20 protein-coding genes are annotated in these 22,215 nt (G+C 38.7%); 13 read left to right on the top strand and 7 right to left on the bottom strand.

Going from position 1 to position 22,215, the window contains the following annotated elements:
* Both B0B05_RS11110 and B0B05_RS11100 read left to right on the top strand, forming a co-directional pair.
* Nucleotides 1–278: hypothetical protein (locus B0B05_RS11110; RefSeq protein ID WP_221406973.1), on the top strand; the 278-nt coding region annotated here is incomplete at its 5' end.
* Between the two features lie 390 nt (nt 279–668).
* Nucleotides 669–2,108 carry an aminoacyl-histidine dipeptidase gene (locus tag B0B05_RS11100; RefSeq protein WP_076783718.1) on the top strand — a complete coding sequence of 480 codons (1,440 nt, stop codon included), beginning with the start codon at nt 669–671 and terminating at the stop codon, nt 2,106–2,108.
* A gap of 51 nt (nt 2,109–2,159) precedes the next feature.
* On the opposite strand, the gene B0B05_RS11095 is transcribed toward B0B05_RS11100, so the two are convergent.
* The gene (locus B0B05_RS11095; RefSeq protein ID WP_076783717.1) at nt 2,160–2,660 is read right to left on the bottom strand and encodes an FKBP-type peptidyl-prolyl cis-trans isomerase; all 501 of its coding nucleotides are present in this window, start codon (nt 2,658–2,660) and stop codon (nt 2,160–2,162) included.
* A 141-nt stretch (nt 2,661–2,801) separates the two neighbouring features.
* On the opposite strand from B0B05_RS11095, the gene radA reads away from it, so the two are divergent.
* The 4 genes from radA (at nt 2,802) to B0B05_RS11075 (ending at nt 6,390) form a co-directional block, all read left to right on the top strand.
* Entirely contained in the window at nt 2,802–4,145 is a 1,344-nt protein-coding gene (gene radA, locus B0B05_RS11090) for a DNA repair protein RadA (RefSeq protein ID WP_076783720.1), read from the top strand.
* A gap of 113 nt (nt 4,146–4,258) precedes the next feature.
* On the top strand, nt 4,259–4,825 hold the full coding sequence (locus B0B05_RS11085) for an acyl carrier protein phosphodiesterase (RefSeq protein WP_076783716.1): 567 nt from the start codon (nt 4,259–4,261) through the stop codon (nt 4,823–4,825).
* A gap of 125 nt (nt 4,826–4,950) precedes the next feature.
* Complete coding sequence (locus tag B0B05_RS11080; RefSeq protein WP_143746005.1) at nt 4,951–5,700, top strand: hypothetical protein; 750 nt, start codon at nt 4,951–4,953, stop codon at nt 5,698–5,700.
* A gap of 48 nt (nt 5,701–5,748) precedes the next feature.
* Complete coding sequence (locus tag B0B05_RS11075) at nt 5,749–6,390, top strand: helix-turn-helix transcriptional regulator (RefSeq protein ID WP_076783714.1); 642 nt, start codon at nt 5,749–5,751, stop codon at nt 6,388–6,390.
* Between the two features lie 269 nt (nt 6,391–6,659).
* Here B0B05_RS11075 and B0B05_RS11070 read toward each other — a convergent pair whose 3' ends face one another.
* The 3 genes from B0B05_RS11070 to B0B05_RS11060 form a co-directional block, all read right to left on the bottom strand.
* The gene (locus tag B0B05_RS11070; protein ID WP_143746004.1) at nt 6,660–7,019 is read right to left on the bottom strand and encodes a hypothetical protein; all 360 of its coding nucleotides are present in this window, start codon (nt 7,017–7,019) and stop codon (nt 6,660–6,662) included.
* Between the two features lie 74 nt (nt 7,020–7,093).
* Nucleotides 7,094–7,564, bottom strand: coding sequence for an AsnC family transcriptional regulator (locus tag B0B05_RS11065; protein ID WP_076783712.1), 471 nt, complete (start codon nt 7,562–7,564; stop codon nt 7,094–7,096).
* Between the two features lie 129 nt (nt 7,565–7,693).
* Nucleotides 7,694–12,343: a translocation/assembly module TamB domain-containing protein gene (locus B0B05_RS11060; RefSeq protein WP_076783711.1), complete on the bottom strand. Its 4,650-nt coding sequence runs from the start codon at nt 12,341–12,343 to the stop codon at nt 7,694–7,696.
* 5 nt (nt 12,344–12,348) lie between these two features.
* On the opposite strand from B0B05_RS11060, the gene tsaD reads away from it, so the two are divergent.
* From tsaD to B0B05_RS11030, 6 genes are all read left to right on the top strand, one after another.
* Nucleotides 12,349–13,365 (top strand): tRNA (adenosine(37)-N6)-threonylcarbamoyltransferase complex transferase subunit TsaD, encoded by a 1,017-nt coding sequence (gene tsaD, locus B0B05_RS11055; RefSeq protein ID WP_076783710.1) that lies wholly within the window; start codon nt 12,349–12,351, stop codon nt 13,363–13,365.
* A 25-nt stretch (nt 13,366–13,390) separates the two neighbouring features.
* Nucleotides 13,391–13,918: a hypothetical protein gene (locus B0B05_RS11050; protein ID WP_143746003.1), complete on the top strand. Its 528-nt coding sequence runs from the start codon at nt 13,391–13,393 to the stop codon at nt 13,916–13,918.
* Between the two features lie 28 nt (nt 13,919–13,946).
* Nucleotides 13,947–14,351 (top strand): hypothetical protein, encoded by a 405-nt coding sequence (locus tag B0B05_RS11045; protein WP_076783708.1) that lies wholly within the window; start codon nt 13,947–13,949, stop codon nt 14,349–14,351.
* A 30-nt stretch (nt 14,352–14,381) separates the two neighbouring features.
* Entirely contained in the window at nt 14,382–15,185 is an 804-nt protein-coding gene (locus tag B0B05_RS11040) for a class I SAM-dependent methyltransferase (RefSeq protein ID WP_076783707.1), read from the top strand.
* 62 nt (nt 15,186–15,247) lie between these two features.
* Nucleotides 15,248–16,129 carry a DUF808 domain-containing protein gene (locus B0B05_RS11035; RefSeq protein WP_076783706.1) on the top strand — a complete coding sequence of 294 codons (882 nt, stop codon included), beginning with the start codon at nt 15,248–15,250 and terminating at the stop codon, nt 16,127–16,129.
* A gap of 148 nt (nt 16,130–16,277) precedes the next feature.
* The gene (locus tag B0B05_RS11030; protein WP_076783705.1) at nt 16,278–17,054 is read left to right on the top strand and encodes an RsmE family RNA methyltransferase; all 777 of its coding nucleotides are present in this window, start codon (nt 16,278–16,280) and stop codon (nt 17,052–17,054) included.
* Between the two features lie 11 nt (nt 17,055–17,065).
* Here B0B05_RS11030 and B0B05_RS11025 read toward each other — a convergent pair whose 3' ends face one another.
* The 3 genes from B0B05_RS11025 to B0B05_RS11015 form a co-directional block, all read right to left on the bottom strand.
* The gene (locus tag B0B05_RS11025; RefSeq protein WP_076783704.1) at nt 17,066–17,737 is read right to left on the bottom strand and encodes a TrmH family RNA methyltransferase; all 672 of its coding nucleotides are present in this window, start codon (nt 17,735–17,737) and stop codon (nt 17,066–17,068) included.
* 229 nt (nt 17,738–17,966) lie between these two features.
* Nucleotides 17,967–19,754, bottom strand: coding sequence for a membrane protein insertase YidC (gene yidC, locus B0B05_RS11020; protein ID WP_076783703.1), 1,788 nt, complete (start codon nt 19,752–19,754; stop codon nt 17,967–17,969).
* 237 nt (nt 19,755–19,991) lie between these two features.
* Complete coding sequence (locus B0B05_RS11015) at nt 19,992–21,602, bottom strand: CTP synthase (protein ID WP_076783702.1); 1,611 nt, start codon at nt 21,600–21,602, stop codon at nt 19,992–19,994.
* A 157-nt stretch (nt 21,603–21,759) separates the two neighbouring features.
* On the opposite strand from B0B05_RS11015, the gene B0B05_RS11010 reads away from it, so the two are divergent.
* Nucleotides 21,760–22,215: a DUF1569 domain-containing protein gene (locus B0B05_RS11010; protein ID WP_076783701.1), complete on the top strand. Its 456-nt coding sequence runs from the start codon at nt 21,760–21,762 to the stop codon at nt 22,213–22,215.

Genomic DNA, 22,215 nt, shown 5'->3' with positions numbered 1-22,215 from the left:
ACAGAAAACGGCATCAAAACCCAAATTTGGTGTACCCTGATTGCACAGCTACTGTTGCAGGTTCTACGTGTAAAATCAAAGAGCAAAAAGGCATTTTCTACCATTGCGGCACTCATCAGGATTCATTTAATCAGCCATCTGGAAATATTTTGGATGGTACAGAACAGCAGGAGAACTTACACGAAACAGAAAAAACGAAGAAAACCACCTTGGATACAGACAGAATTGTTCTGAAAAACAGAGAGGTGGGTTTTTGTATTCTTATAAAAACATATTGAAAAACAATGTTTTATGAAGGAATATTACTCATTTGTGTGTTTATCCGTTTGATAGTGTAATTTTTTATTATTATCAGGAGAAAAGACTATCACCACCGATATAATAGCCCAATACACCGGATATTGGGGAAGGAAGGCATAAAACAGGTAACATATTGCCGCGCCGATAACACATTTTACGAGATAGATCCACTCAGATGTTGATACACGCCATCTTAGAAATTTAGAAAAACTGTTTAAAAAAATCTGCCATCCTGCTGCTATAAAATAAACATCAAAAATAGGAAACATTAGCGAAATATACATTTATCCTAAGATTATTTATATCATAAAAATTCCTTTTTTCTTTACATAATTAGTAAATTGCAGAATCAAAAAAAATTCTGAAAAATGGAATATTCACAACTGGAACCAAAGCAGATTTGGAAAAATTTTGCAGCTCTTAATTCGGTTCCAAGACCATCAAAAAAAGAGGAAAAAGTTATAAAATTCATAAAAGAATTTGGAGAAAAACTGGGATTGCCAACATCCGTTGACAGCACCGGCAATGTTATTATCCAAAAACCAGCCACAGCCGGTATGGAGAACAGACAACCCATTGTCCTACAGTCTCACCTCGATATGGTATGTCAAAAAAACAATGATGTTGATTTTGATTTTGAAACACAAGGTATCCAAATGTATGTAGATGGCGACTGGGTAAGAGCCAAAGGCACAACTCTGGGCGCAGACAATGGTATTGGCGTGGCGACCATTATGTCTATATTAGAAAGCTCGGAGATAGAACATCCGGATCTGGAAGCACTTTTCACCATTGATGAAGAGACCGGGATGACCGGCGCACTAGCTCTTAAACCGGGTCAGCTAAAAGGTCAGATCTTACTTAATCTGGATACAGAAGAAGATGACGAGATAGACATTGGCTGTGCCGGAGGTGTTGATGTTACCGCAACCACTAAATTTGATCTTGAAAACACAAATGGGGAAATCATCAAAATTGATATTAAAGGATTGCGCGGTGGCCACTCCGGGATGGATATCCACAAAGGTTACGGAAATTCGAATAAATTAATGGGAAGGTTTCTGTTTTTGGGATTGGATAACCAGATCCAGCTAATTTCTATTGACGGCGGAAGCCTTAGGAATGCAATCCCGAGAGAAGCACACAGCACATTTTCTGTAGAAAATACAGCCGGCTTTTTAGAAAAAGCGGAGCAGCTGAAAGCTGATATTCTGGAAGAATTTGCGTCCTTAGAAAAAGATTTAATCATCAATATTGAAAAAACAGATTCCACGGAAAAAGCGGTATCTGCAAAAGATTCAGAAAAAATAATTTTCGCAATCAATGCAGCTCATAATGGTGTTTTCCGCATGAGCCCGGATGTAGAAGGCTTGGTAGAAGCGTCCAATAATGTGGCAAGAGTCGAATTAAAAGAGGGAACAATCAAAATCCTGAATCTTACCCGTTCATCGGTAGAATCTACAAAATGGGAAGTTGCCAACCAACTGAAGTCATCATTTGATGCTAATGGTATTACCACAGAATTTTCCGGTTCTTATCCTGGATGGAAACCAAAGCCTGACGCTGAAATCAATCAGGTAATGACTAAACTTTACGAGAAAAACTTCGGAGAGAAACCAATGGTAGTAGCATGCCACGCCGGTTTGGAATGTGGCATTATTGGTGCCAATTATCCGGAGATGGAAATGGTGAGTTTTGGACCGACTATCAAAGGTGCACATTCGCCTGTCGAAAGAGCAAGCATATCATCAGTACAAAAATTCTGGACATTTACTCAGGATATTTTGAAAAATATCCCTTTGAAATAAAAACAAAAATGCTCGCCGATGGCGAGCATTTTTTATCTGTTGATGATCATCTTAGTGCCCGGAATGGCCATCAGCACCATGAGCATGGCCATGAGCCAATTCTTCTTCTGTTGCAGGGCGCGTGTTAAGAATCTCTACATCAAAGTGCAGATTTTTCCCTGCCATTGGATGATTAAGATCTACAATCACTGCTTCTGGTGTAACCTCCAAAACGATAGCCTGGAAATTATTCCCCTGATTATCTGACAATGGCAATACAGCACCAACTGGTGGCAACTCCTGCCCCTGGAACATATCCACAGGCAATTGTGTAACAGCATCTGGATTTTTCTCACCATAACCTTCACCTGGTTCTATAGTAAACGATGCCTTATCACCTACGCTCAGGTTTTGGATGCTTTCCTCAAATTTAGGAATCATCATTCCAACACCGTATAGGAAAGTCATTGGGTTCTCTTCTGACGTTTCTTCTACAAAAACTTTCTCGCCAGATTCGTCGTTAGTATGCAGTACATATTTTAGTGTTACCACATCATTTTTTTCTAATGCCATTTTATTATTATTAATTGATTCTAAAAATTGTGACCTCGCAAAAGTAAGCTTTTGAAATTAAATCATGAAAATCAAACCGCCAAAACACCCAAAATTGACTTTAAATTTTTTAATTATCAAATTTTTCTAGAACTTAGCAGAATGGCAAAACTGAAGACTATATATTTCTGTCAAAACTGTGGTGCACAGTATTCTCAATGGCACGGGCAGTGTAAAAACTGTGGCGAATGGAACACCCTGGTGGAAGAAGTGGTTGAAAAAACAACAGCTTCGGCCGTGGCAAAATCAAAATCACACATCATCAATATCATAGAGGTTGAAACCAATGAAGAACCAAGAATCAAAACTCCTTCTGAAGAGCTGAACCGTGTTTTGGGTGGTGGTATCGTGCTGGGTTCTGTCACACTAATTGGTGGCGAGCCAGGCATTGGCAAATCTACATTGCTCCTGCAGCTGGCGCTGAAAATGAAGAAAAAAATCCTCTATGTCTCCGGAGAAGAGAGTGCCTCACAAATCAAAATGAGAGCAGACCGTTTATCTGAACTTCAGAATCCTGAATGTTTCCTTTTCACGGAAACCTCTGTTGAAAAAATCCTTCACGAAGCCAAAAAACTAATGCCTGATTTTATCATCATCGATTCTATCCAGACATTGCAATCACAACTCATCGAGAGTTCTCCGGGTACAGTTTCCCAGATCCGCGAATGCTCTAATGAGATCATCAAATTTGCTAAAGAGAATAATATTCCCGTTTTTTTGGTTGGCCATATTACCAAAGACGGTCAAATTGCAGGGCCAAAGGTACTAGAACACATGGTAGACGTGGTTCTTAATTTTGATGGCGACAGAAATCATCTGTTCCGACTGTTGAGAGCCAACAAAAACCGTTTTGGCTCTACTGCCGAAATCGGAATTTATGAAATGATCTCGCAAGGTCTTAAAGAAATAAAAAACCCATCAGAGGTATTGATAACCAAAAAATCAGAAGAACTCTCCGGCAATGCCATTGCGGTAACGCTGGAAGGCAACCGGCCGATGCTGCTGGAGATCCAGGCATTGGTCTCTACCGCCGTGTATGGTACACCGCAGAGAAGCTCTACCGGATTTGATTCCAAAAGACTGAATATGCTCCTAGCCGTTTTGGAAAAACGCGCCGGCTTTCAGTTAGGTTCAAAAGATGTTTTCCTGAATATTACCGGTGGGATCAAAACCGATGATCCGGCACTGGATTTGGCTGTTGTGGCTTCTATCCTATCAAGTAACGAAGATATTGCCATCCCGGATCACTATTGTTTTGCAGGTGAGATTGGATTAAGCGGCGAGATACGGCCTGTTGCGCAGGCTGAACAAAGAATTACCGAGGCCGAAAAATTAGGCTACGAGAAAATTTTTATCTCCAACCTTAATAAACTTCCTAAAAGAAAATTCGGGATCAAAATTGAAGAAATCAGCAAAATTGAGGACTTTGTTGAGAAACTATTTTAAATCAATGATAAAAGATGGCTGTCAATTTTTTTTATAATAAATAGAATAACCAGACTGACTAATCCGGAATTTTAACAACAGTCATTAAGTAAATTGACCAAACATACTCTATAGTGAATTATCTTGCCCACTCTATCCTATCTTTTTCCGACGGTCAACTTGTTGGGAACATGATTGCGGATTTTATCCGGAATAATGAGCGAGAGAATTTTCCGTCCGGTATTCAGGAGGGCATCAGACTTCACAGAGCTATAGACACTTTCACCGACAGTCACCCGGCTGTCTCAGAAGCTAAAAAAATTTTTAGCCCGTTGGTAAGGCTTTATTCTGGGGCATTTGTGGATGTGGCTTTTGATTATTTTGTAGCCCATTTTTACACAGGTCAGGAACTTAAAAACCATTCCAAAAAAACATACCAGACGCTTTGGGAAAACGAAAAATGGCTGCCAAAAAACTACAGGCAGATGCTCATTAAAATGGAAAAAGATGACTGGCTTAGCAATTACAGAGAGGATTGGGGTATCAAGTTCAGCATGCAGAATGTTTTGAATAAAGCGAAATATCTTGATGAGAACCTGCCTGTTTTTGACATCTTCCTGCAAAACAAGCCGCAACTGCAAGCGTATTTTGATCTTTTTTTTCCTGACATTCTTGATTACTGCAAAATTAATTTTGATTAAATAAACCAATTTACGACACGCACTTTACAATTTATATAACAGAAAACTATAGATTATATTAATTTTCGCCTAAATTTTTATACATTTGATTGATGTTTAATGTGAGCTGGTTGGGTAGATTAATATTGAGTTCCCTATTGCTTTCGTCCCTTACGAAGGCAAGTGCTCAGCAATATACTTCACAAAAAATCGACAGCGTCATCAGCAAAAGTTATTATATTGTTGACCGTAACATATCCCTCAAAACAAGCTCCAATGCCTTGAAAGCTTCACAGAAAATAGGCTACTATGCCGGAGAAGCTAAAGCGCTGAAAGCGATTATCAACTGCTATCTTGGGTTAGGAAATCAGGAAAAAGCATTATCCAATGCTGAACAGCTCCTGACGATTGCAAAAAAACAAAATGATTATGTCCACATCACACAGGTATTAATCGCCAAAACACTCATCTACTCGTATCTTGGTTTTTTTGAAAAGGCATACGAAATCAGTATAGAAGCAGAAAACATCTGCAAACACATTAGCAATCAGGACGAGTATTATATCTGTATGGGACAGATCTATTCCGGCAGGTCAGAAATCCAGAATCAACAATTTGCAAATACCAAAAACACACTAAAGCTCGATCAACAAAGTGTCAATTTTTACAAAAAAATTAAGGACCCAAAGAAAAGAGATGCATGGCTCTCTATACAATATGCCAGCTTGGGTTATACATATATTGATTTGAGTGATTACAATTCTGCCCTGTACTATAATCACAAATCCTATCAATTAGCAAAAGCAGACCAAGACTCTATTAATCAAGGATTTGCGCTTTTTGGTCTCGCCAACACCTATTTGGAAATGAACAGGACCGACAGCTCTGTCCATTAGTATAAAAAAGCACTCTCTATCTTCGAAAAAGCCAAAGATATCTACCGGATGCAGTACATTTATCAGGACCTGGCCAACATCTATGAGAAACTGGGCGAAGACAAAATATACAGCTACTATTCAAAAAAAGCAGTTGAACTATCAGACCTGATAAGAATAAATGAAAAAACTGAGATGGATAAAATCTCGAACAATATCATCCAGCAGGAAAAAGACAGCTGGTACGAAAATTTGTATATCACAATCGCCTGTTTGACAGTTGCTGCCATCTTAATCACTTGGGCAGGATTAAAATACTTTAATAAACATCATCCAAAAAAAACGGAAACTGATAATAAAACTGAAGACAATGTTACGATTGACAAACAGGAACAGTATCAGCTGGAACTAAAATTGAATGACGGGTTCGCAGAACTCATAGAACTGGCCAGAGACAATAACCCGGCGTTTCTGAGTCGGTTCCGAGAAGTTTACCCATTATTTTTCACCCGGCTTTGCAACACTTACCCTGATCTTACAACAGGTCAACTTACCTTTTGTGCATTGCTGAAACTTAATTTTTCAACCAAAGAAATAGCCAGCTGCACAAACATATCCGTCCGAAGTGTTGAAACAAAAAAGAACCGAATGAGAAAGCAGTTATCCATTCCATCTGATGTTGACCTTAACAAATGGATGATGGCATTCTAGTCAAAAACATTGATAAACAGGCTTTTTTTTATGATGTAGTAGATATGATGTAGCATTTTTTTTTGCTGGGATTGTTTATCTGCGGAACTTTGCAGGAGATAAGAACACAGACTATTAGATTCTAATAGCACAAATCGGAAAAACTCTTAACATTATTTTATTTACTGTAAGAAAACGTTAATTGAAATTAAAAGTTATCGCAGGTAACCGGAAAAAAATTTAGCTCAGATCATCTGAGCTTTTTTTATTTAGAGGGAAGGGATTTTAGATTACTTCAATACATTCCATCTTGGGATAAGGGCAAATAAGCCTAGCCCTATATACATAAAAAGCACCGTAATATCAGAATATAAATACGTGCTCAAAAAATAATTATGCAGACCAAAATGGATGAAGACAAGAAGTGGGAAAAGTATGACACCGGCTTTTTTATAAAAAATAAGCAGGACCCAACTGATTAGTACCAAAACGTCTACTCCCAGCGTATAGTAAAAAAAATTGGCGGGGATCCTAATATCACGGTGTTGGGAAAATTCGGCTAAATCCGTATTGATGCTTAGGCAAAACAGTAGCAGGATGAGCGCGAAAATGATGTAAAAATCTTTGTTGTTCTTAAAACTTTTATCCACAGAATTCATTTGATAAAAATAAAAAAAAGAGCTTAATAATAAGCTCTTTTCTATAGAAATTTCTATTAACTAAACTATATACTCACCGCATTGATCAGACGGTTTTTGTCGCTAATGTATTCCTCCATAGAGATCATACTCTCTGTTCTCATAACATCCTGAATATCATCTATCTGATAAATAATTCTTTTAGCATCTTCTGTATTCATAGCTCTCATTTTGCAGAAGATATTGTATTTACCGGAAGTCACGCTGGCTTCCACTACATTTGGTATCATTGCAAGCTTCTTAAGAACCTCGTGTGTATGGTTTGATTTTGTAAGTAAAATACCGATAAATGCAGTAAAATTGTAATCAAGTTTACCGTAATCGATATTAAGAGAAGATCCAAGAATTATACCTGCATCCTCCATTTTTTTTACTCTTACATGGATAGTTCCGGCGGATACATCCATTTGCTTAGCAATTTCTGTAAATGGCATTCTGGTGTTTTCTACTAAGAAATCCAGGATCTTTTTGTCGATATCATCCAATTGATAATTCATATTTAGGCTTTGTTATTTATTTAAAATATAGTTAACTTTTTTGCAAATTTAAAAAAAATAACTTAAATAAAATAACTTATTAAAAGATTAACATGTTTTAACAAAATCACCTATTTCACATGATTATTATCATTTATTAGATTCTTTTTTTAACGAATCTATTTTATTATCAGAAACCGTAGTACTGTCAGATTTCGATTTATCTCGCTTTTTAAACAATCTTCTGAACGAATTAAAACTTCTACTGTACACAACGCCAACACCATAACTTTGGTTAGCACCCGCCGTACCTATACCAATATTAGAAGGTTTGGAATAGGCACGAAGAAGTCGGCTGCCGTTATTGTTTCTGCTCCAGTCATATTCTATAATGCCTTCCCCGGATAAATAGTTGGCATTGGTGTTTTCTGTCCTAGAGATCGGCACACCCAGACCCGTTTTAATATTAACTCTTGGCGACAATGCAAAACTCACGCTTGTATTGGCCCTGTCAGATGTATTAGAGTTAGGATCGCCGCTGATGTAATCCAGATTAACCTGAAAGGCGCTGCTTATGGTATTAAGAACGCTTCCCAATTGCTTAAAGACCATATTATAGCCAGCACTCTGAGCTGTTTTTGAAAGATTAAAGTCTAATCCACCGGAATTAACGACATTAAAGTTATTGAGGACCAGAACAGACCCAAACTGTATCACACGCTCATCCTGGTTATTCATCTTATCAGCCAGTGTTTCCCTAACCTGCGACGATACATCTGGAGCAGATACCCCGAATGCAATATCAGGCTTGGTTAAGGTTCCGGTGATCTTTGTAGTCAAAACTACATTAATAGGTTGCGTAAGCGACATGCCAAGGTATTCTCCGGCATTGGTTACTGTTCTGGTATAATTGGCAGTAATATTGAGGTCCGGCAACATCGGGCTGCCTGTCCACTGGATGCTGCTGCCACGTGCAATCTGGAAAGTCCTGTCCAGAATGGCTTTGGATACAAATGTCCCGTTATCCACTATATAGCTTCCGTTCATGCTGATATTGCCACTTCTTTCCATTCTAAACTTCATATGGTTAGCATCTCCTCTTACAGAGATATTGCCGACATCATCACCCACCAAGATATTAACCAGAGAACCTTTATCTATAGTCACATCAAAATCGATCAGCATATTGGCGCCCGATCTTTTCTTTTTTTCAACAGACACAATACCTTCATCATCCCGCTTTAGAAACCTGAGAATTTTAAACTCTTCTACATTAGCCGTCGACGCACTGTTAAAGGTAAAACTACTGTTGTTAAGCACCCTGAGACCGTCATTTGGGGTTGATATTTCCAAACCGGAAACAGGACCACTGACATACAGGTCGCCCTGTCCCATAACCCGTCCCCAGAAAAGATCATTGTCATCCTGAGTAGAATTAAGCACCAAAAGATTATCGGCATGCATAATAAGGTTAACAGCCAGTGATGACAGGGTCTCGAACTGGATAGAACCGGAAATATTCCCTTTTGAGTTTTCTCGGCCGTCCCTGATCCCGATATTGTTAAGCAGCGCCAATCCCTTGGAAAGATTAATAACGGTATCCTCAAAAGAATAATCTACGCCAGTGAAGAGAAGCTTAAGGCCAAAACCTTTCATGGCTATGTCACCACTGTAATCGATGTCGTTGAGCGGACCGGATATGTTGAGATCACCTGTCGCTTTGCCACGGAAATTACCAAACACCGTTTCTACGAATTGCTGTGCAAATGCGATATCGAATTCACTCATCTTGGCATCAAGATTAAGAACCGGCGATGCAGGATTGTTATCGATTGTACCCTTTACATCCAGAGTGTTTTGACCAAAAAGGTCCGAAGAAAGTGCTTCTACATTAACATCAAAGACATTAGGCTTTTCGCTTTTGGTAATTTTGGCCTCTATATTACCCATCGCTTTGCCATTCATCATAATATCATTAACGGTAAGATCTACCAAAGGCTCCAGATTGTTGCCTGATTTTCTCACTTGTATGCTTCCGTTCGCAATACCTTTGATATTCATAGCATCATCATCCTGGCTGCTAAAAGCAAATAGTTTTGAGACATCCAGGTTTTTCACCTCAGCATCTGCGGTAAAGTCTTTACCAGAACGGAAATCAGCAGATTTCAGTAGCAGCTCACTGTCATCAGAATAAATCCTTAAATTTTGTATGACAAAATCTTTTTCCTTTTTCCTGTAAGTGATAGAATGGTTAAGTTCCGGGCTGGTATCAATGCTCCAGGCAACATTATTAAATTTGATTGTGGTTGGCTCAAACCGGAAAACATAATCACCAATGTTATTTGTCGTCTGATTGATATTTACCGCATAGTCCTTCATCTGCTTCGCGGTTTCATCATCCGGCGTTCCCAGCTTAAAAACAGTGGAAATATGAAGAACCTGCTCATTTTCGTTGTAAGCAGACAATTTGAGATCCTGCAAAACATGATCACCATACTGTGCCCTTTTCACAGTTGTCAAAAACTGCTGAGACAGATTTGCCGTATTCACCCGCAGGCTGATACTGTCAACCATAGCACTGTCTTTTACTTTGTTGAGGTCAGGCTGATAGGTCGCGTCGGTTTCGGCAAGGAATTTTTCAGCTTCGGAAAGCTCCTTTTTGCTGGTGAGGACATATTTGATCCGTGAGGCATCAGCATTCAAAGTCAGGTCATTGGTATTTCCGGAATAGCTTCCAGCCACTTTTGCACCATTCTCCAGCTCAAGATCGGGAACAAAAAAGGAAACCAAACCCTGTTTTACATCAAAATCAAAGTCGAAGTTTTGGCCGTTATAGGTTTTTTTCGGCGGATTGCCTACCAGGATCTTATCAATACTGTTGGTAACCATTTTTGCAATATCCTCAAGGTTAAAGCGCCCGGAGATCTTACCCACCACAGCACCTGGTGCGTCTACCGAAACAATCCTGTTACCATCCTCAAAATAAGCTTTGATTTTAGAATCCGGGATCTGCAGTTTCTGCGCAGGCGAATTAAGGACCAGATTTTTGATCCCCGCATCCAGATTGAGATCGTTAAGGCTTGTCATAGCCAATTTGCCACTCACAAATCCGCTAACGGCATTAGTTTCTCCTGCCGAAATGCCAAAATATTTCAGATTAAGATATCTGATATCCGCTTCAAAATCTGCCAGAAGCCTCTTGGTACTGAAGTCCACAAAACCCTTGAAACTACCTTTGGCATTGGCATCATTAGCAATAACATTACCTGTAAACCGCCTTTTATTAAGAATTCCGGCAATAGATATATTATTAAGGCTCTTGCCCATCAGATCAATATGATTAACATCGGAAGTCGTTTTAACATACATCGTGTTGACATCAAAACCCTCGCCCTGTACATCAAATTTCCCAGAGATGAGCCCGACTTGCTTATTCTTGGTCAAAGCTGTTACATTAAGATCTTTCACCTCAAAATAACCTTTGTATTTTGGCCTTTTGGTGCTGTAATCCACCAGATTCAGATTTTTCATCCTGGCCTGGCCAATCCCGGTAATAAGATTTCCGGTAGCGAGAACCTGTTTGGGATTTACTTTGACAGAGCCGTTATACTTCAATCTTCCAAATTCATCTGCAAAATTTCCCATTTTCGAAGAAATGAAGGTAGGCAAAGATGCCTTGAGGCCTTTGTACGTAAAATCTGCAGCCAAATCCTTACTCTCGACAAAGAATTTTTTATCCAGAACGCTGGAGATCGTCATTTTCTTGGTATTGAGATTAATTTCCTGAGATCTAATCAAGAAATTATCCAATGTAAAAGCATTGAGAGGACCCGTCATCTGCCCGGAGATGTTCATGGGCGTATAATTATCCCAATCCGGCACAAAGTAACTGATATCATAACCACTCACCTGGCTTCCGGACACAATGTTAAGATCCCAGTTCACCTTGTTTCCAAAGTCAGCAAATTTGGTTTTAGGATCAAGATTAAGAATAGCCTCACCCTGCAGCAGAGAATAATTGGTATTGAAGGTCAGATTACCGAATTTGAGATGTTTTTTGGTTAATTCAAAATTGGTAGAGAAGGTGTCTACAATATGCTCTTTGCCGTATCGTTTGGTGATGAAATTAAAATTTCTGATATCTGCAGAAACATCAGAACCTTCTACCTTGAGAGAGGTGACATTCAGGTTAACTTTTCTGGCATCCATCCACCGGCCCTCTTCCCCCGGAAGATTTTCATTAACAATACTTGCGATCCCATTGATAATATCAAACTTCATCCCCATTTTAAAGGGTTTTTTCTTAGGATCACGTGGTTTACCATCGTCAAAATTATCTACATAGCGGATAAAATTACTGATACTGTCACCTTTATACGTAATAACCCTTACAACAGGATTGATAATGGTTGCCTGATTAAATTTAATATCTCTTGTATTGAAGGCCAGTGCAAACCAGTCTGAACCGACTCTTAGTTCTTTTGCTTTTACAAATTCATAATTCTTATAATCCTTTAACCGAAGCCCTTTTATGGTAACATCTCCAAAAAAATTAACGTCTATGTCATCTATAGACATTCCCATTTTGAGATCCTTATTCAGGAAATCGATGGCCTGACCGGCAATATAACGCTTGGTAACCGGCAGATTAATAATGATGAAAATCAGCAGCAGCAACCCGGCAATCCCAAAAAACAGATAACTCAAAAGCCTAAGGATTAGCGGGCTTTTCTTTTTCACAGCCGGTTGGTCGACTTTGGATTCTTGGTTATTTGTATTTTTATTTTCTAACTTTGCCATCTATTATGAGCAGTTCAATTATTTTAGGTATAGAATCGTCTTGCGATGACACGTCCGCAGCAATAATCAAGGATAATAAAATCCTTTCCAACATCGCTGCCAACCAGCAAATCCATAATGAATATGGTGGCGTGGTTCCGGAACTGGCTTCCAGAGCGCATCAGCAAAACATCATCCCTGTTGTGGAGAAAGCATTCTCAAAAGCAAATATACAACAAAATGAGATTTGTGCGATTGGTTTCACACGGGGTCCCGGACTTTTGGGTTCACTCTTGGTCGGAACCTCTTTTGCAAAATCACTGGCGATGAGTTTGGATGTTCCGTTGATAGAAGTCAACCATTTGCAGGCGCATATTCTCGCCCATTTTATTGAAGATGCTAATCCTACACCGCCCACATTTCCGTTTCTATGTTTAACGGTTTCCGGTGGTCATACAATGATTGTTTTGGTTAAGGATTACTTCGATATGGAAATTATCGGAAAAACCATTGATGATGCCGCTGGCGAAGCGTTTGACAAAATCGGAAAAATCTTCGATCTCGATTATCCTGCCGGACCAATTGTGGATAGATTAGCTAAAGATGGAAATCCCGACGCTTTCAAGTTTAACAAACCGAAAATGGAAGCTTATGATTATTCTTTCAGCGGAATAAAAACGTCTGTTTTATATTTTATCCAGAAGGAAGTAAGGAAAGATCCTGATTTCATAAAAGAGAATCTGAATGACCTTTGTGCCTCTGTTCAGAAATCAATTATTGAAATCTTGATGGATAAACTGGAAAAAGCCTCGGTAGAACTTAATGTCAAAGATGTTGCGATTGCCGGCGGTGTTTCTGCCAATTCCGGTCTCAGAAAAGCAATGGAATACAATCGCAAAAAACTCGGCTGGAATATCTTCATCCCAAAATTCGAATACACCACAGATAATGCTGCAATGATTGCAATGGTAGCGAAACTGAAATACGAACGTGGCGAGTTTACAGATATTAGGACTACGGCTACGGCGAAATATGACTTGTAGATATAAGTCTTATAAATTATATGTTATGAAAAAAAAAGTATTGTTTTTACTTTTAAGTCTTAATTTCTCTTTAGTATTTTGCCAAAATTGGTTTTTATTAACATCTAGTAATGACCATAAATATTATGTTAAAGACCTTTTGCCCTCTTCTGATGATGATAAAATATGGGTAAAACAAGTCTCCAATAAAGTAGAATACTTTCCTAACGAAAAAGTAAAAAAAGCAATAATAGAAAGAGAATTGGTTACGTGGAAAATTAATTGTTCAGCAAAAAAATTAGGTTTAGAGAGAGTTATAATATATGACAAAAAAGGAAATGTACTTCGAGATTTAAAAGAAGATTTTGTTATTTTAGAAGATGTAATACCCGATTCTGTTGGCGAATCTTTATTAAATAATCTTTGTCAATGGACTAAAAATAATATTTTCAGGTCTAAATTTATAATTTATTCTAATAAAGGAGGAGTTGCTTCGTTTGAAGAATTTAATAGTGTAGCGTCCACAGTATCATCTGAAGATTTAGATGAATTGATAAATTCAACACAACCTTAAATTTAAATAGCTATCGAAAACAACACTTATGAAAATACTCCTCGAAGAAAAAATCCTTGAAAAACAATCCAGAAATAAGTCTAAATTTTACTGGATCCTGGAAACCATTACCGGCAAAACAGAAACTTCTGATGCAGCTGAGGATTTTGACTTAATCGGTTCCGAGACAGGCTATCTGCAAACAATCAAGGAAGAAATTATTGAGATGATTAATTCCGAGAATATTTTCAGCTTTGATTATGAACCCAAAGAAGGCGACTATCTTTCCATCAAAAATAATTTAAGAAAAAACGAATATCTCAATTTAATCTTCCTCAGCAACACTTGGGTAGAAGAAATCTATATGTGTTCTTTGCGAGAATGTGACACAGATATCTACACTACGATTAAAACTGGCGTTGCTTTTATCAGTGAGAATGAAGTATTTTTCTAAAATATAAAACAACTACCTAATCTGAAAACTATGAACAAAGCAAAAAATTACCTGGAGATCAACCGAAATTCCTGGAATAAAAAAACAGAAGTGCACATCAATTCTGAGTTTTATAATCAGGACAGTTTTTTGAAAGGACAATCATTTTTAAACAACATCGAATTGGAATTATTAGGCGATGTTTCCGGCAAGAAAATTCTGCATCTCCAATGTCATTTCGGGCAGGATTCCATTTCTTTGAGTCGCTTAGGCGCAGATGTTACAGGTGTAGATTTATCTGACAAATCAATAGAAACTGCAAGACAGATTGCAGAACAAACACAACAAACCACTCAATTCATTTGTTCCGATGTTTATGATTTATCCAATCATCTGGATGAAAAATTTGACATCGTTTTCACAAGCTATGGCACAATAAGCTGGCTTCCGGATCTCGATAGATGGGCAAAGATTATTTCAGATTTTTTGAAACCGGGCGGAAAATTGGTTTTTGTAGAATTTCATCCTGTGGTGTGGATGTTTGATGACAATTTTGAAAAAATCGGATACAATTACTTTAATACTGAGCCGATTATCGAATCCGAAAACGGAACGTATGCAGACAAATCTGCTGACATATCGCAGGAAAACATCACCTGGAATCACAGTCTGAGCGAAGTTTTCACCAGTCTGCTCAATAATGGTCTGGAGATTTTATCTTTCAACGAAATCGACTATTCGCCATATAATTGTTTCAGCAATACAGTAGAATTTGAGCCGGGAAAATTCAGGATAAAACATTTTGAAAACAAAATTCCAATGGTTTATTCTCTGGTTGCTAAAAAGAAAATTTAAGATAAAAACATCATTTATAAGACTTGAAAATTTCTATTTTTGCTGTATAAAAATAAAAAGTTATGGCTTCAGGATTCTTTGCAATCTTAGACGATATCGCCGCGCTGATGGACGATATTGCTGTTACCAGCAAGTTGGCAACAAAAAAAACAGCAGGGATACTGGGTGACGACCTTGCCGTGAATGCAGAAAAGGCTACCGGTTTCCTTTCTTCCCGCGAGATTCCTGTTCTTTGGGCTATTACCAAAGGCTCTTTTATCAATAAACTGATTATCCTGCCAATTGTTTTTTTGCTTAATTATTTTTTTCCGGAGGCGATTAAAGTGATTTTAATTTTAGGCGGTCTTTACTTAGCTTATGAAGGTGTAGAAAAAATCATTGAATTTCTTTTTCACCGTAAAAAAGAAGGTCACGAAGTTGTAGAAGAAAGCGTCTTGCCCGAAGATGATGAGAAGTCTGAGAAAACAAAGATAAGCTCTGCCGTCAAGACCGATTTTATATTATCGTTAGAAATTGTCATCATTGCATTGGGAACCGTTATCGAGAAAGAGCATCCGCTTATCACGCAGATCATTGTTGTTACATTAGTAGCATTTATAGCAACAGTGGGGGTTTACGGCATTGTGGCACTCATTGTAAGGATGGATGATGCAGGCTTTTTCCTTATGAAAAAATCCGGTAACAAAGGTTTCTTCTCTGGCTTGGGCCAGTTTCTGATCAAAGCATTGCCAATCGTTATCAAAATTTTGGGCGTGGTAGGAACCATTGCTTTATTACTGGTTTCCGGCGGAATTTTTATGCACAATATTGATTACATCCACCATCTGATTCCGCAATCTGTGCCTGCTACCATTGCGGAGTTCGGATTAGGGATTATTTTTGGCTTGGCAGCGGTTTTGGTAATGACGATTGGGAAAAAGATATTTTCTTTGATTAAGAAGTAATATGTCAAGTTAGTTACTAATGCCCAGAATAAACGCCACAATCAAAAATAAAAGGCAGAGTAAGGCGTATAAAACATAGCCAATAGCACCAATTAAAAGAATATATCCCAGTATTTTTCCCATAATTAAATTTATATAAAAAATTGAAATGAAACTTTTCTTTGGACAGATTTTTCCGGAAATAAAGATCGATTCCGACGAGCAGCAGCACATCACAAAAGTGCTACGAATGCGCGAAGGTGAAGAAATTTTTGTAACAGACGGGAAAGGCAACCTTGCCAAAGGCAGCCTGATTTTGGAAGGCAAAAAAGTATCGTTAAACGTTTTGGAAGTCCAGAAAGACCTTCCTGATTTTTCCCCGAAACTACACATTGCCATAGCACCAACCAAAAATATCGACCGTATTGAGTTTTTTGTAGAAAAGGCGGTAGAAATGGGAATTGCAGAGATCAGCTTTATCCAGACAGACAACTCAGAACGTAAGATAATCAATATCGATAAAATCAGGAAACAGGCTATTGGCGCATCAAAACAAAGCCTGAGATGCCATTTCCCAGTCGTTAATGATCTTAGAAAATTTTCTGATTTTATGAAAACACTGGATCCTGAAACCACCTTTGTAGCGCATTGCAACGAAAATCTGGAACGGATTAATTTGAACGCGCTTCGATCCTTCGACTCCGCTCAGGATGACAAGCGTGACAACAAAACAAGCGACGATATGCCTGTTGATGTCAGTCTGAGGTTCTCGAAGACTTTTTCGCAATACACTTTTCTGATTGGGCCCGAAGGTGATTTTTCTGATAAAGAAATCCAATTGTTGGCAGACAAAGGTATCAAAGCGGTTTCTCTCGGTAACCAGAGATTGAGAACCGAAACGGCCGGGATTTTTGTTGCCGCTTGGAACTATGATCAGATGTTCTAAAAAACTGTCTGTCAGATCCTTGCCAGACCTTGCTCTCTCAAATACTTTTCCAGAATCATATCGCCACTTGGGATTGAGTTTTTTGCCCAACGGATTTTCATCTGCAGTAGTTTTTCTTCGGACAATTTGTAATCGATATCAGATTTCAGCAATTTCTGTTTGAGTTCGTACATGCAAATAGCTGCCGCAACCGATACATTAAAACTTCTGGTGAAACCATACATCGGAATGGCTAAAGTTTCATCAGCAAAATCCAGCAGTTCATCGGTAGTACCCTCCCACTCTGTCCCGAAAACCAAGGCCAAAGGTTCCGTAATCTCATAATCCGGGAGCATTTTCGCATTGTTCTCTGCAGAAACGGCGACGATCTTATATCCTCGGTTTTTGATATTTTGTAAAGAATCAATGGTTCTTGGCATTTTCTCTACCTCGACCCAAGTATCTGCACCTTTAGTGACTTTCAGATTTGGTTCAAAGAAATTTTCTTTCTCCATCGCCACCACTTTATGAAATCCGCAGGCTTCTACCGAACGAACGATTGCCGCCGCATTCCGGAACTGATAAATATCCTCCATCACAGGCAAAACAAAATCTGAACTTTCTTTGGAATAATGTTCGATTTTTTGGAAACGTTCGGGTGTTAGGAATTGCTGGAGATATTCGTAAGTGGATTCTAAATTCAAGGTTTTGGGTTTAAATTAAGTTGCAAATTTCGGGATTTTTCTTTTTATAAAATGTAGATTTTAACGCAAAGTCTGCAAAGTTTTTTTTGACATTATTGAAAACATTTTAAGGTTTACAAAGAGGTAAAACCCATCAAAGTTAACTTACTCAAATGAAAACCCTTTCAGAGTTTGAAACTCTGAAAGGGTTATTAAAATAAAAAAGCGGTAAAAAATTACCGCTTAATATTTATTTTCTTTTGTTTCTAGCTTGCTCCTGAGCCCTCTGTTGCTCTTGTGCTTTCTCCATCATCTCACGCATCCTTTTCTGGAAAGTCCCTTCTTTTTTCGGTTCTTTCTTTTTATTCTCCTGAATCATGGCGTGGATCTTTTTCTCATCCAGGATAAAATATTTGATAACTAAGATAATTACAATGTTAATCGCATTGGAAACAAAATAGTACCAAGACAATCCCGACGCTGAACTGTTTAAAAAGAACAGGAACGTGATTGGGAAGATGTACATCAAGACCTTCATATTTGGCATCCCTTCCTGCTGTGGCTGCTGGATATTGCCAGAAGTCATGATAGTGTAAATCAAGATTACAACCGTACAGGCCAATGCAAATACACTCAGGTGATTGCCCAATAACGGAATATTGGTTCCCCAATGGATAATATCGTCATAGGCCGTCAGATCCGGAACAAACCAAAAGCTTTTGCCTCGTAAATCTATCATATTCGGGAAGAAACGGAAGAGTGCATAAAACAACGGAATCTGCACAAGCGCCGGTAAGCAGCCCGCCATCTGATTAACACCAGCCTTCCTGTAAACAGCCATGGTCTCCTGTTGCTTTTTCATGGGGTCGGCATCCTTAAATTTGGCGTTGACCTCATCAATCTCCGGACGAATCACCTTCATCATTGCGCTCAATTTGTGCTGTTTGAACATTACCGGAGACAAAATCAATTTCACGATAATCGTCATCCAGAAGATTGCCCAACCTGCGGCAATGCCCCATGATGAAATCAGGTTGTACATCGGGATAAACACGTGACGGTTGAGCGAGCCGATGAATGACCAACCAAGCGGAAGAATCTCATCGAAGTTTTTGTCATAAGACTTCAGCAGATCCAGATCCAATGGCATAAAATACCAGGTAAAGTCCTGATTGAGCTCGTTACCGGCCAAAGTAACCTGCCCGTCGTAATTCATTTTTTTAAGATATTCGCCTTCCGGGATAGCTTCCTGATTACCTTTTGATTTGGTAAACCCGTTTTTAGCCTCGATCACTGCGGCAAAGAACTGCTGCTTAACACCAATCCAGTTGATCGTTTCGTCTGCCTCATCCATATCGGAACGGGCATCGTAATCGTAATCTTTATAATTGTTGAAAGCATACACAAACTCGGTGTGCGACTCTTCCTGCGAGCGGCCTTTTTCTGCACCTCTCACATTGTAGTTCCAGACAAAATTGGCTTTACCATCGTTGACAACAGTTGCTAAACCTTGTGTTTTTACCTGAAAATCCAAAGTATATTTTGGCTTAAGCGTATAAACAAACTGAATAACCGCATTGCCCACTTTTGAACTCAGCGTTACAGCATTCCCGGAAACTTGTGGTACAAAAACCAAATCTTTGGTATTGAAAACTTTACCGGATTTATCTTTGAACTCAAATCCGTAATTGGAATTATTATTACTGAAAAGGTAAAGCGGCTTACCACCAAAAGCCTGGAATTTATTCAACTTTACAGAACTTAATTGCCCGCCAACACTGGAAAATTCTAAAGATAACTCATCATTCTGAAGGTTAACTTTTTGTACAGAATTAGGTGTGACTGCCGCAGCATTCAGGTTGGTTGCCACTGGTTTTGCTTTGGTAGTCTGCTCTGTTTTTTTGGCTTCGGCAGCCAGTTTTTCCTGCTCGGACTGGGCATTTCGGTTTTGGAAATAAAACATAAAACCGATAAGAATCATAGAAAAAACCGCAAAGCTTATCAGCTGGTTTTTGTCTAATCCGTTATTCTGTTGCATTATAGAATTAAGTTTAAAGTTTAAGGTTTTTTAGTTGAAAGTCTTCGATAGCCTCAGACTGACAGTTAAGAAACCTGTTTCATTTTGGTCTGCAAAAATAGGATTTATTTTCCATATTCTGTTATAAAGACGAATGGCTCAGGGAAATACTTTTTCTGTTCTATCAAGTAAAAAGTATAATGTACAACGTATTTTCCATATTCTGAATCATACTTTGTACACTATACTTACTACCTTTTACTTATTTTTTACCGCAGCGGAAACAAATGCTTTGAACAAAGGATGTGGTGTAGCCACAGTACTCTTGTATTCCGGGTGATATTGTACACCTACGTAGAAAGGATGATCTTTGAGTTCCAGTGTTTCTACCAAACCGGTCTCCGGGTTGAAACCTGTTGGGACTAAGCCGTTATCTTCAAATTCTTTTTTATAATCACTGTTGAACTCGTATCTGTGGCGATGACGTTCGGAGATGGTTTTCGCGCCATAGATTTCTGCAAGCTTAGAACCGGGTTTCAGCGTGCACTTCCACGCTCCTAGACGCATGGTCCCTCCTTTTTCTACGACATTTTTCTGTTCTTCCATCAAAGAGATCACCGGATCCGGCGTAGATGTATCAAACTCTACACTGTTGGCTTTTGGCAATCCCAAAACATCTCTTGCAAATTCTATCGTCATAATCTGCATCCCCAGGCAGATTCCCAACAACGGGATTTTATTTTCCCGGGCATACTTAGCCGCCTGAATTTTTCCTTCTATTCCACGATCACCAAAACCTGGTGCAATAAGGACTCCATCAACATCTTTCAGTAATTGATCTGCTCCTTTCTCTTCGATATCACCACTGTAAACCCATCTCAGCTTAACTTCGGTTTCCTGATCGGCACCGGCGTGGATAAAGGCTTCTGCAATAGATTTGTAAGAATCCTGAAGTGATACATACTTCCCTACCAAAGCAATTTCTACACTTTTCTTCGGATTTTTATATTTTTTGAGGAATGATTTCCAGTCTTTAAGATTAGATTCTTTCCCGACAGGAAGGTCGAGTTCTTTGAGGACGACCTCATCAAACTTCTGTCTCTGCAGATCCAATGGCACTTCGTAGATCGTTGGCATATCGATACATTCGATCACATTGTCCAGACCTACATTACAGAACTGCGCCAGTTTTGACTTGAGTGCTTTTGGGATATGATGCTCGGTTCTGCAAACCAAAACATCAGCCTGGATTCCGCTTTCCATCAATTGACGGACAGAATGCTGGGAAGGTTTTGTTTTGAGTTCACCACTGGATGACAAATAAGGCAATAATGTCAAATGGATGACCATTGAATTATTTTTACCCAATTCCCACTGCAACTGGCGGACACTTTCTATATAAGGCAGAGATTCTATATCACCAACTGTTCCTCCAATCTCAGTAATAATGATGTCATAATCCTTTTTGGAAAGCATCTTTATCCTTCGTTTGATCTCGTTGGTAATGTGTGGGATTACCTGAACGGTTTTCCCAAGGAAATCGCCTTTACGTTCTTTTTCTATAACGGTTTGGTAGATTTTACCCGTCGTTACATTATTGTTTTGTGAAGTAGGAGAATCTAAAAACCTTTCGTAATGCCCAAGGTCCAAATCTGTTTCTGCGCCGTCTTCGGTCACATAACATTCACCATGTTCGTAGGGATTAAGTGTTCCGGGGTCGATGTTGATATAGGGGTCAAGTTTCTGGATAGTCACTTTGAAACCGCGGGATTTCAGAAGCAGTCCCAAAGAGGCAGAGACAATCCCTTTACCCAGTGAAGAAGTAACACCTCCTGTGACGAAGATGTACTTTGTTTCTTTTTTACTCATTAGATTAGGTTTATGCAAAGTTAAAGTATCTCGGCGTAACCTGCAATTTTGATCCAAATAATAAATAAAAATATGATTATAAATGTATAAAAATTTTTACCTTCATTTTTAGAAAAATAAGATCAAAAAATTTATAAAATTTACCTTTTAGATATTTATGAAAAATATATTTGACAAGGCTGACACTGTGCACTTCATCAAAAGAATCAATAGCCTTACAGAGGACTCTTTCCCAAAATGGGGAACCATGTCTGTGGACAAAATGCTGGCCCACTGCAACGTAACTTATGAACTGATTTATGAGCAGGAGAAACACCGGAAACCAACAGTTATTACCAGATGGCTGCTCAAAAGATTTGTAAAACCAAAGGTTACCAATGAGATCCCTTACAAACAAAACCTGCCCACAGCCGCCATGTTTGTCATTACCAATGAGAAATATTTTGATGAAGAAAGAAAACGCCTCATCGGCTTTATTCAGAAAACGCAGCAATTGGGAGCAGAAGCTTTTGAGGGCAAAGAAAACTTCAGTTTTGGCAAGCTGACGTCTAAAGAATGGAATAATATGATGGCAAAACATCTGGAACATCATTTGACACAATTTGGCGTTTAA

The sequence above is a fragment of the Epilithonimonas bovis DSM 19482 genome, assembly GCF_900108115.1.
Classification (GTDB): domain Bacteria; phylum Bacteroidota; class Bacteroidia; order Flavobacteriales; family Weeksellaceae; genus Epilithonimonas; species Epilithonimonas bovis.
This window is presented reverse-complemented; position numbering and strand designations above follow the sequence as displayed.

Bases quoted from the DNA above. Each gene is read 5' to 3' on its own strand.
- B0B05_RS11100 (WP_076783718.1), top strand. From the start codon at position 669: ATGGAATATTCACAACTGGAACCAAAGCAGATTTGGAAAAATTTTGCA.
- B0B05_RS11095 (WP_076783717.1), bottom strand. From the start codon at position 2,660: ATGGCATTAGAAAAAAATGATGTGGTAACACTAAAATATGTACTGCAT.
- radA (WP_076783720.1), top strand. From the start codon at position 2,802: ATGGCAAAACTGAAGACTATATATTTCTGTCAAAACTGTGGTGCACAG.
- B0B05_RS11075 (WP_076783714.1), top strand. From the start codon at position 5,749: ATGCAGTACATTTATCAGGACCTGGCCAACATCTATGAGAAACTGGGC.
- B0B05_RS11065 (WP_076783712.1), bottom strand. From the start codon at position 7,564: ATGAATTATCAATTGGATGATATCGACAAAAAGATCCTGGATTTCTTA.
- B0B05_RS11060 (WP_076783711.1), bottom strand. From the start codon at position 12,343: ATGGCAAAGTTAGAAAATAAAAATACAAATAACCAAGAATCCAAAGTC.
- tsaD (WP_076783710.1), top strand. From the start codon at position 12,349: ATGAGCAGTTCAATTATTTTAGGTATAGAATCGTCTTGCGATGACACG.
- B0B05_RS11050 (WP_143746003.1), top strand. From the start codon at position 13,391: ATGAAAAAAAAAGTATTGTTTTTACTTTTAAGTCTTAATTTCTCTTTA.
- B0B05_RS11045 (WP_076783708.1), top strand. From the start codon at position 13,947: ATGAAAATACTCCTCGAAGAAAAAATCCTTGAAAAACAATCCAGAAAT.
- B0B05_RS11040 (WP_076783707.1), top strand. From the start codon at position 14,382: ATGAACAAAGCAAAAAATTACCTGGAGATCAACCGAAATTCCTGGAAT.
- B0B05_RS11035 (WP_076783706.1), top strand. From the start codon at position 15,248: ATGGCTTCAGGATTCTTTGCAATCTTAGACGATATCGCCGCGCTGATG.
- B0B05_RS11030 (WP_076783705.1), top strand. From the start codon at position 16,278: ATGAAACTTTTCTTTGGACAGATTTTTCCGGAAATAAAGATCGATTCC.
- yidC (WP_076783703.1), bottom strand. From the start codon at position 19,754: ATGCAACAGAATAACGGATTAGACAAAAACCAGCTGATAAGCTTTGCG.
- B0B05_RS11015 (WP_076783702.1), bottom strand. From the start codon at position 21,602: ATGAGTAAAAAAGAAACAAAGTACATCTTCGTCACAGGAGGTGTTACT.
- B0B05_RS11010 (WP_076783701.1), top strand. From the start codon at position 21,760: ATGAAAAATATATTTGACAAGGCTGACACTGTGCACTTCATCAAAAGA.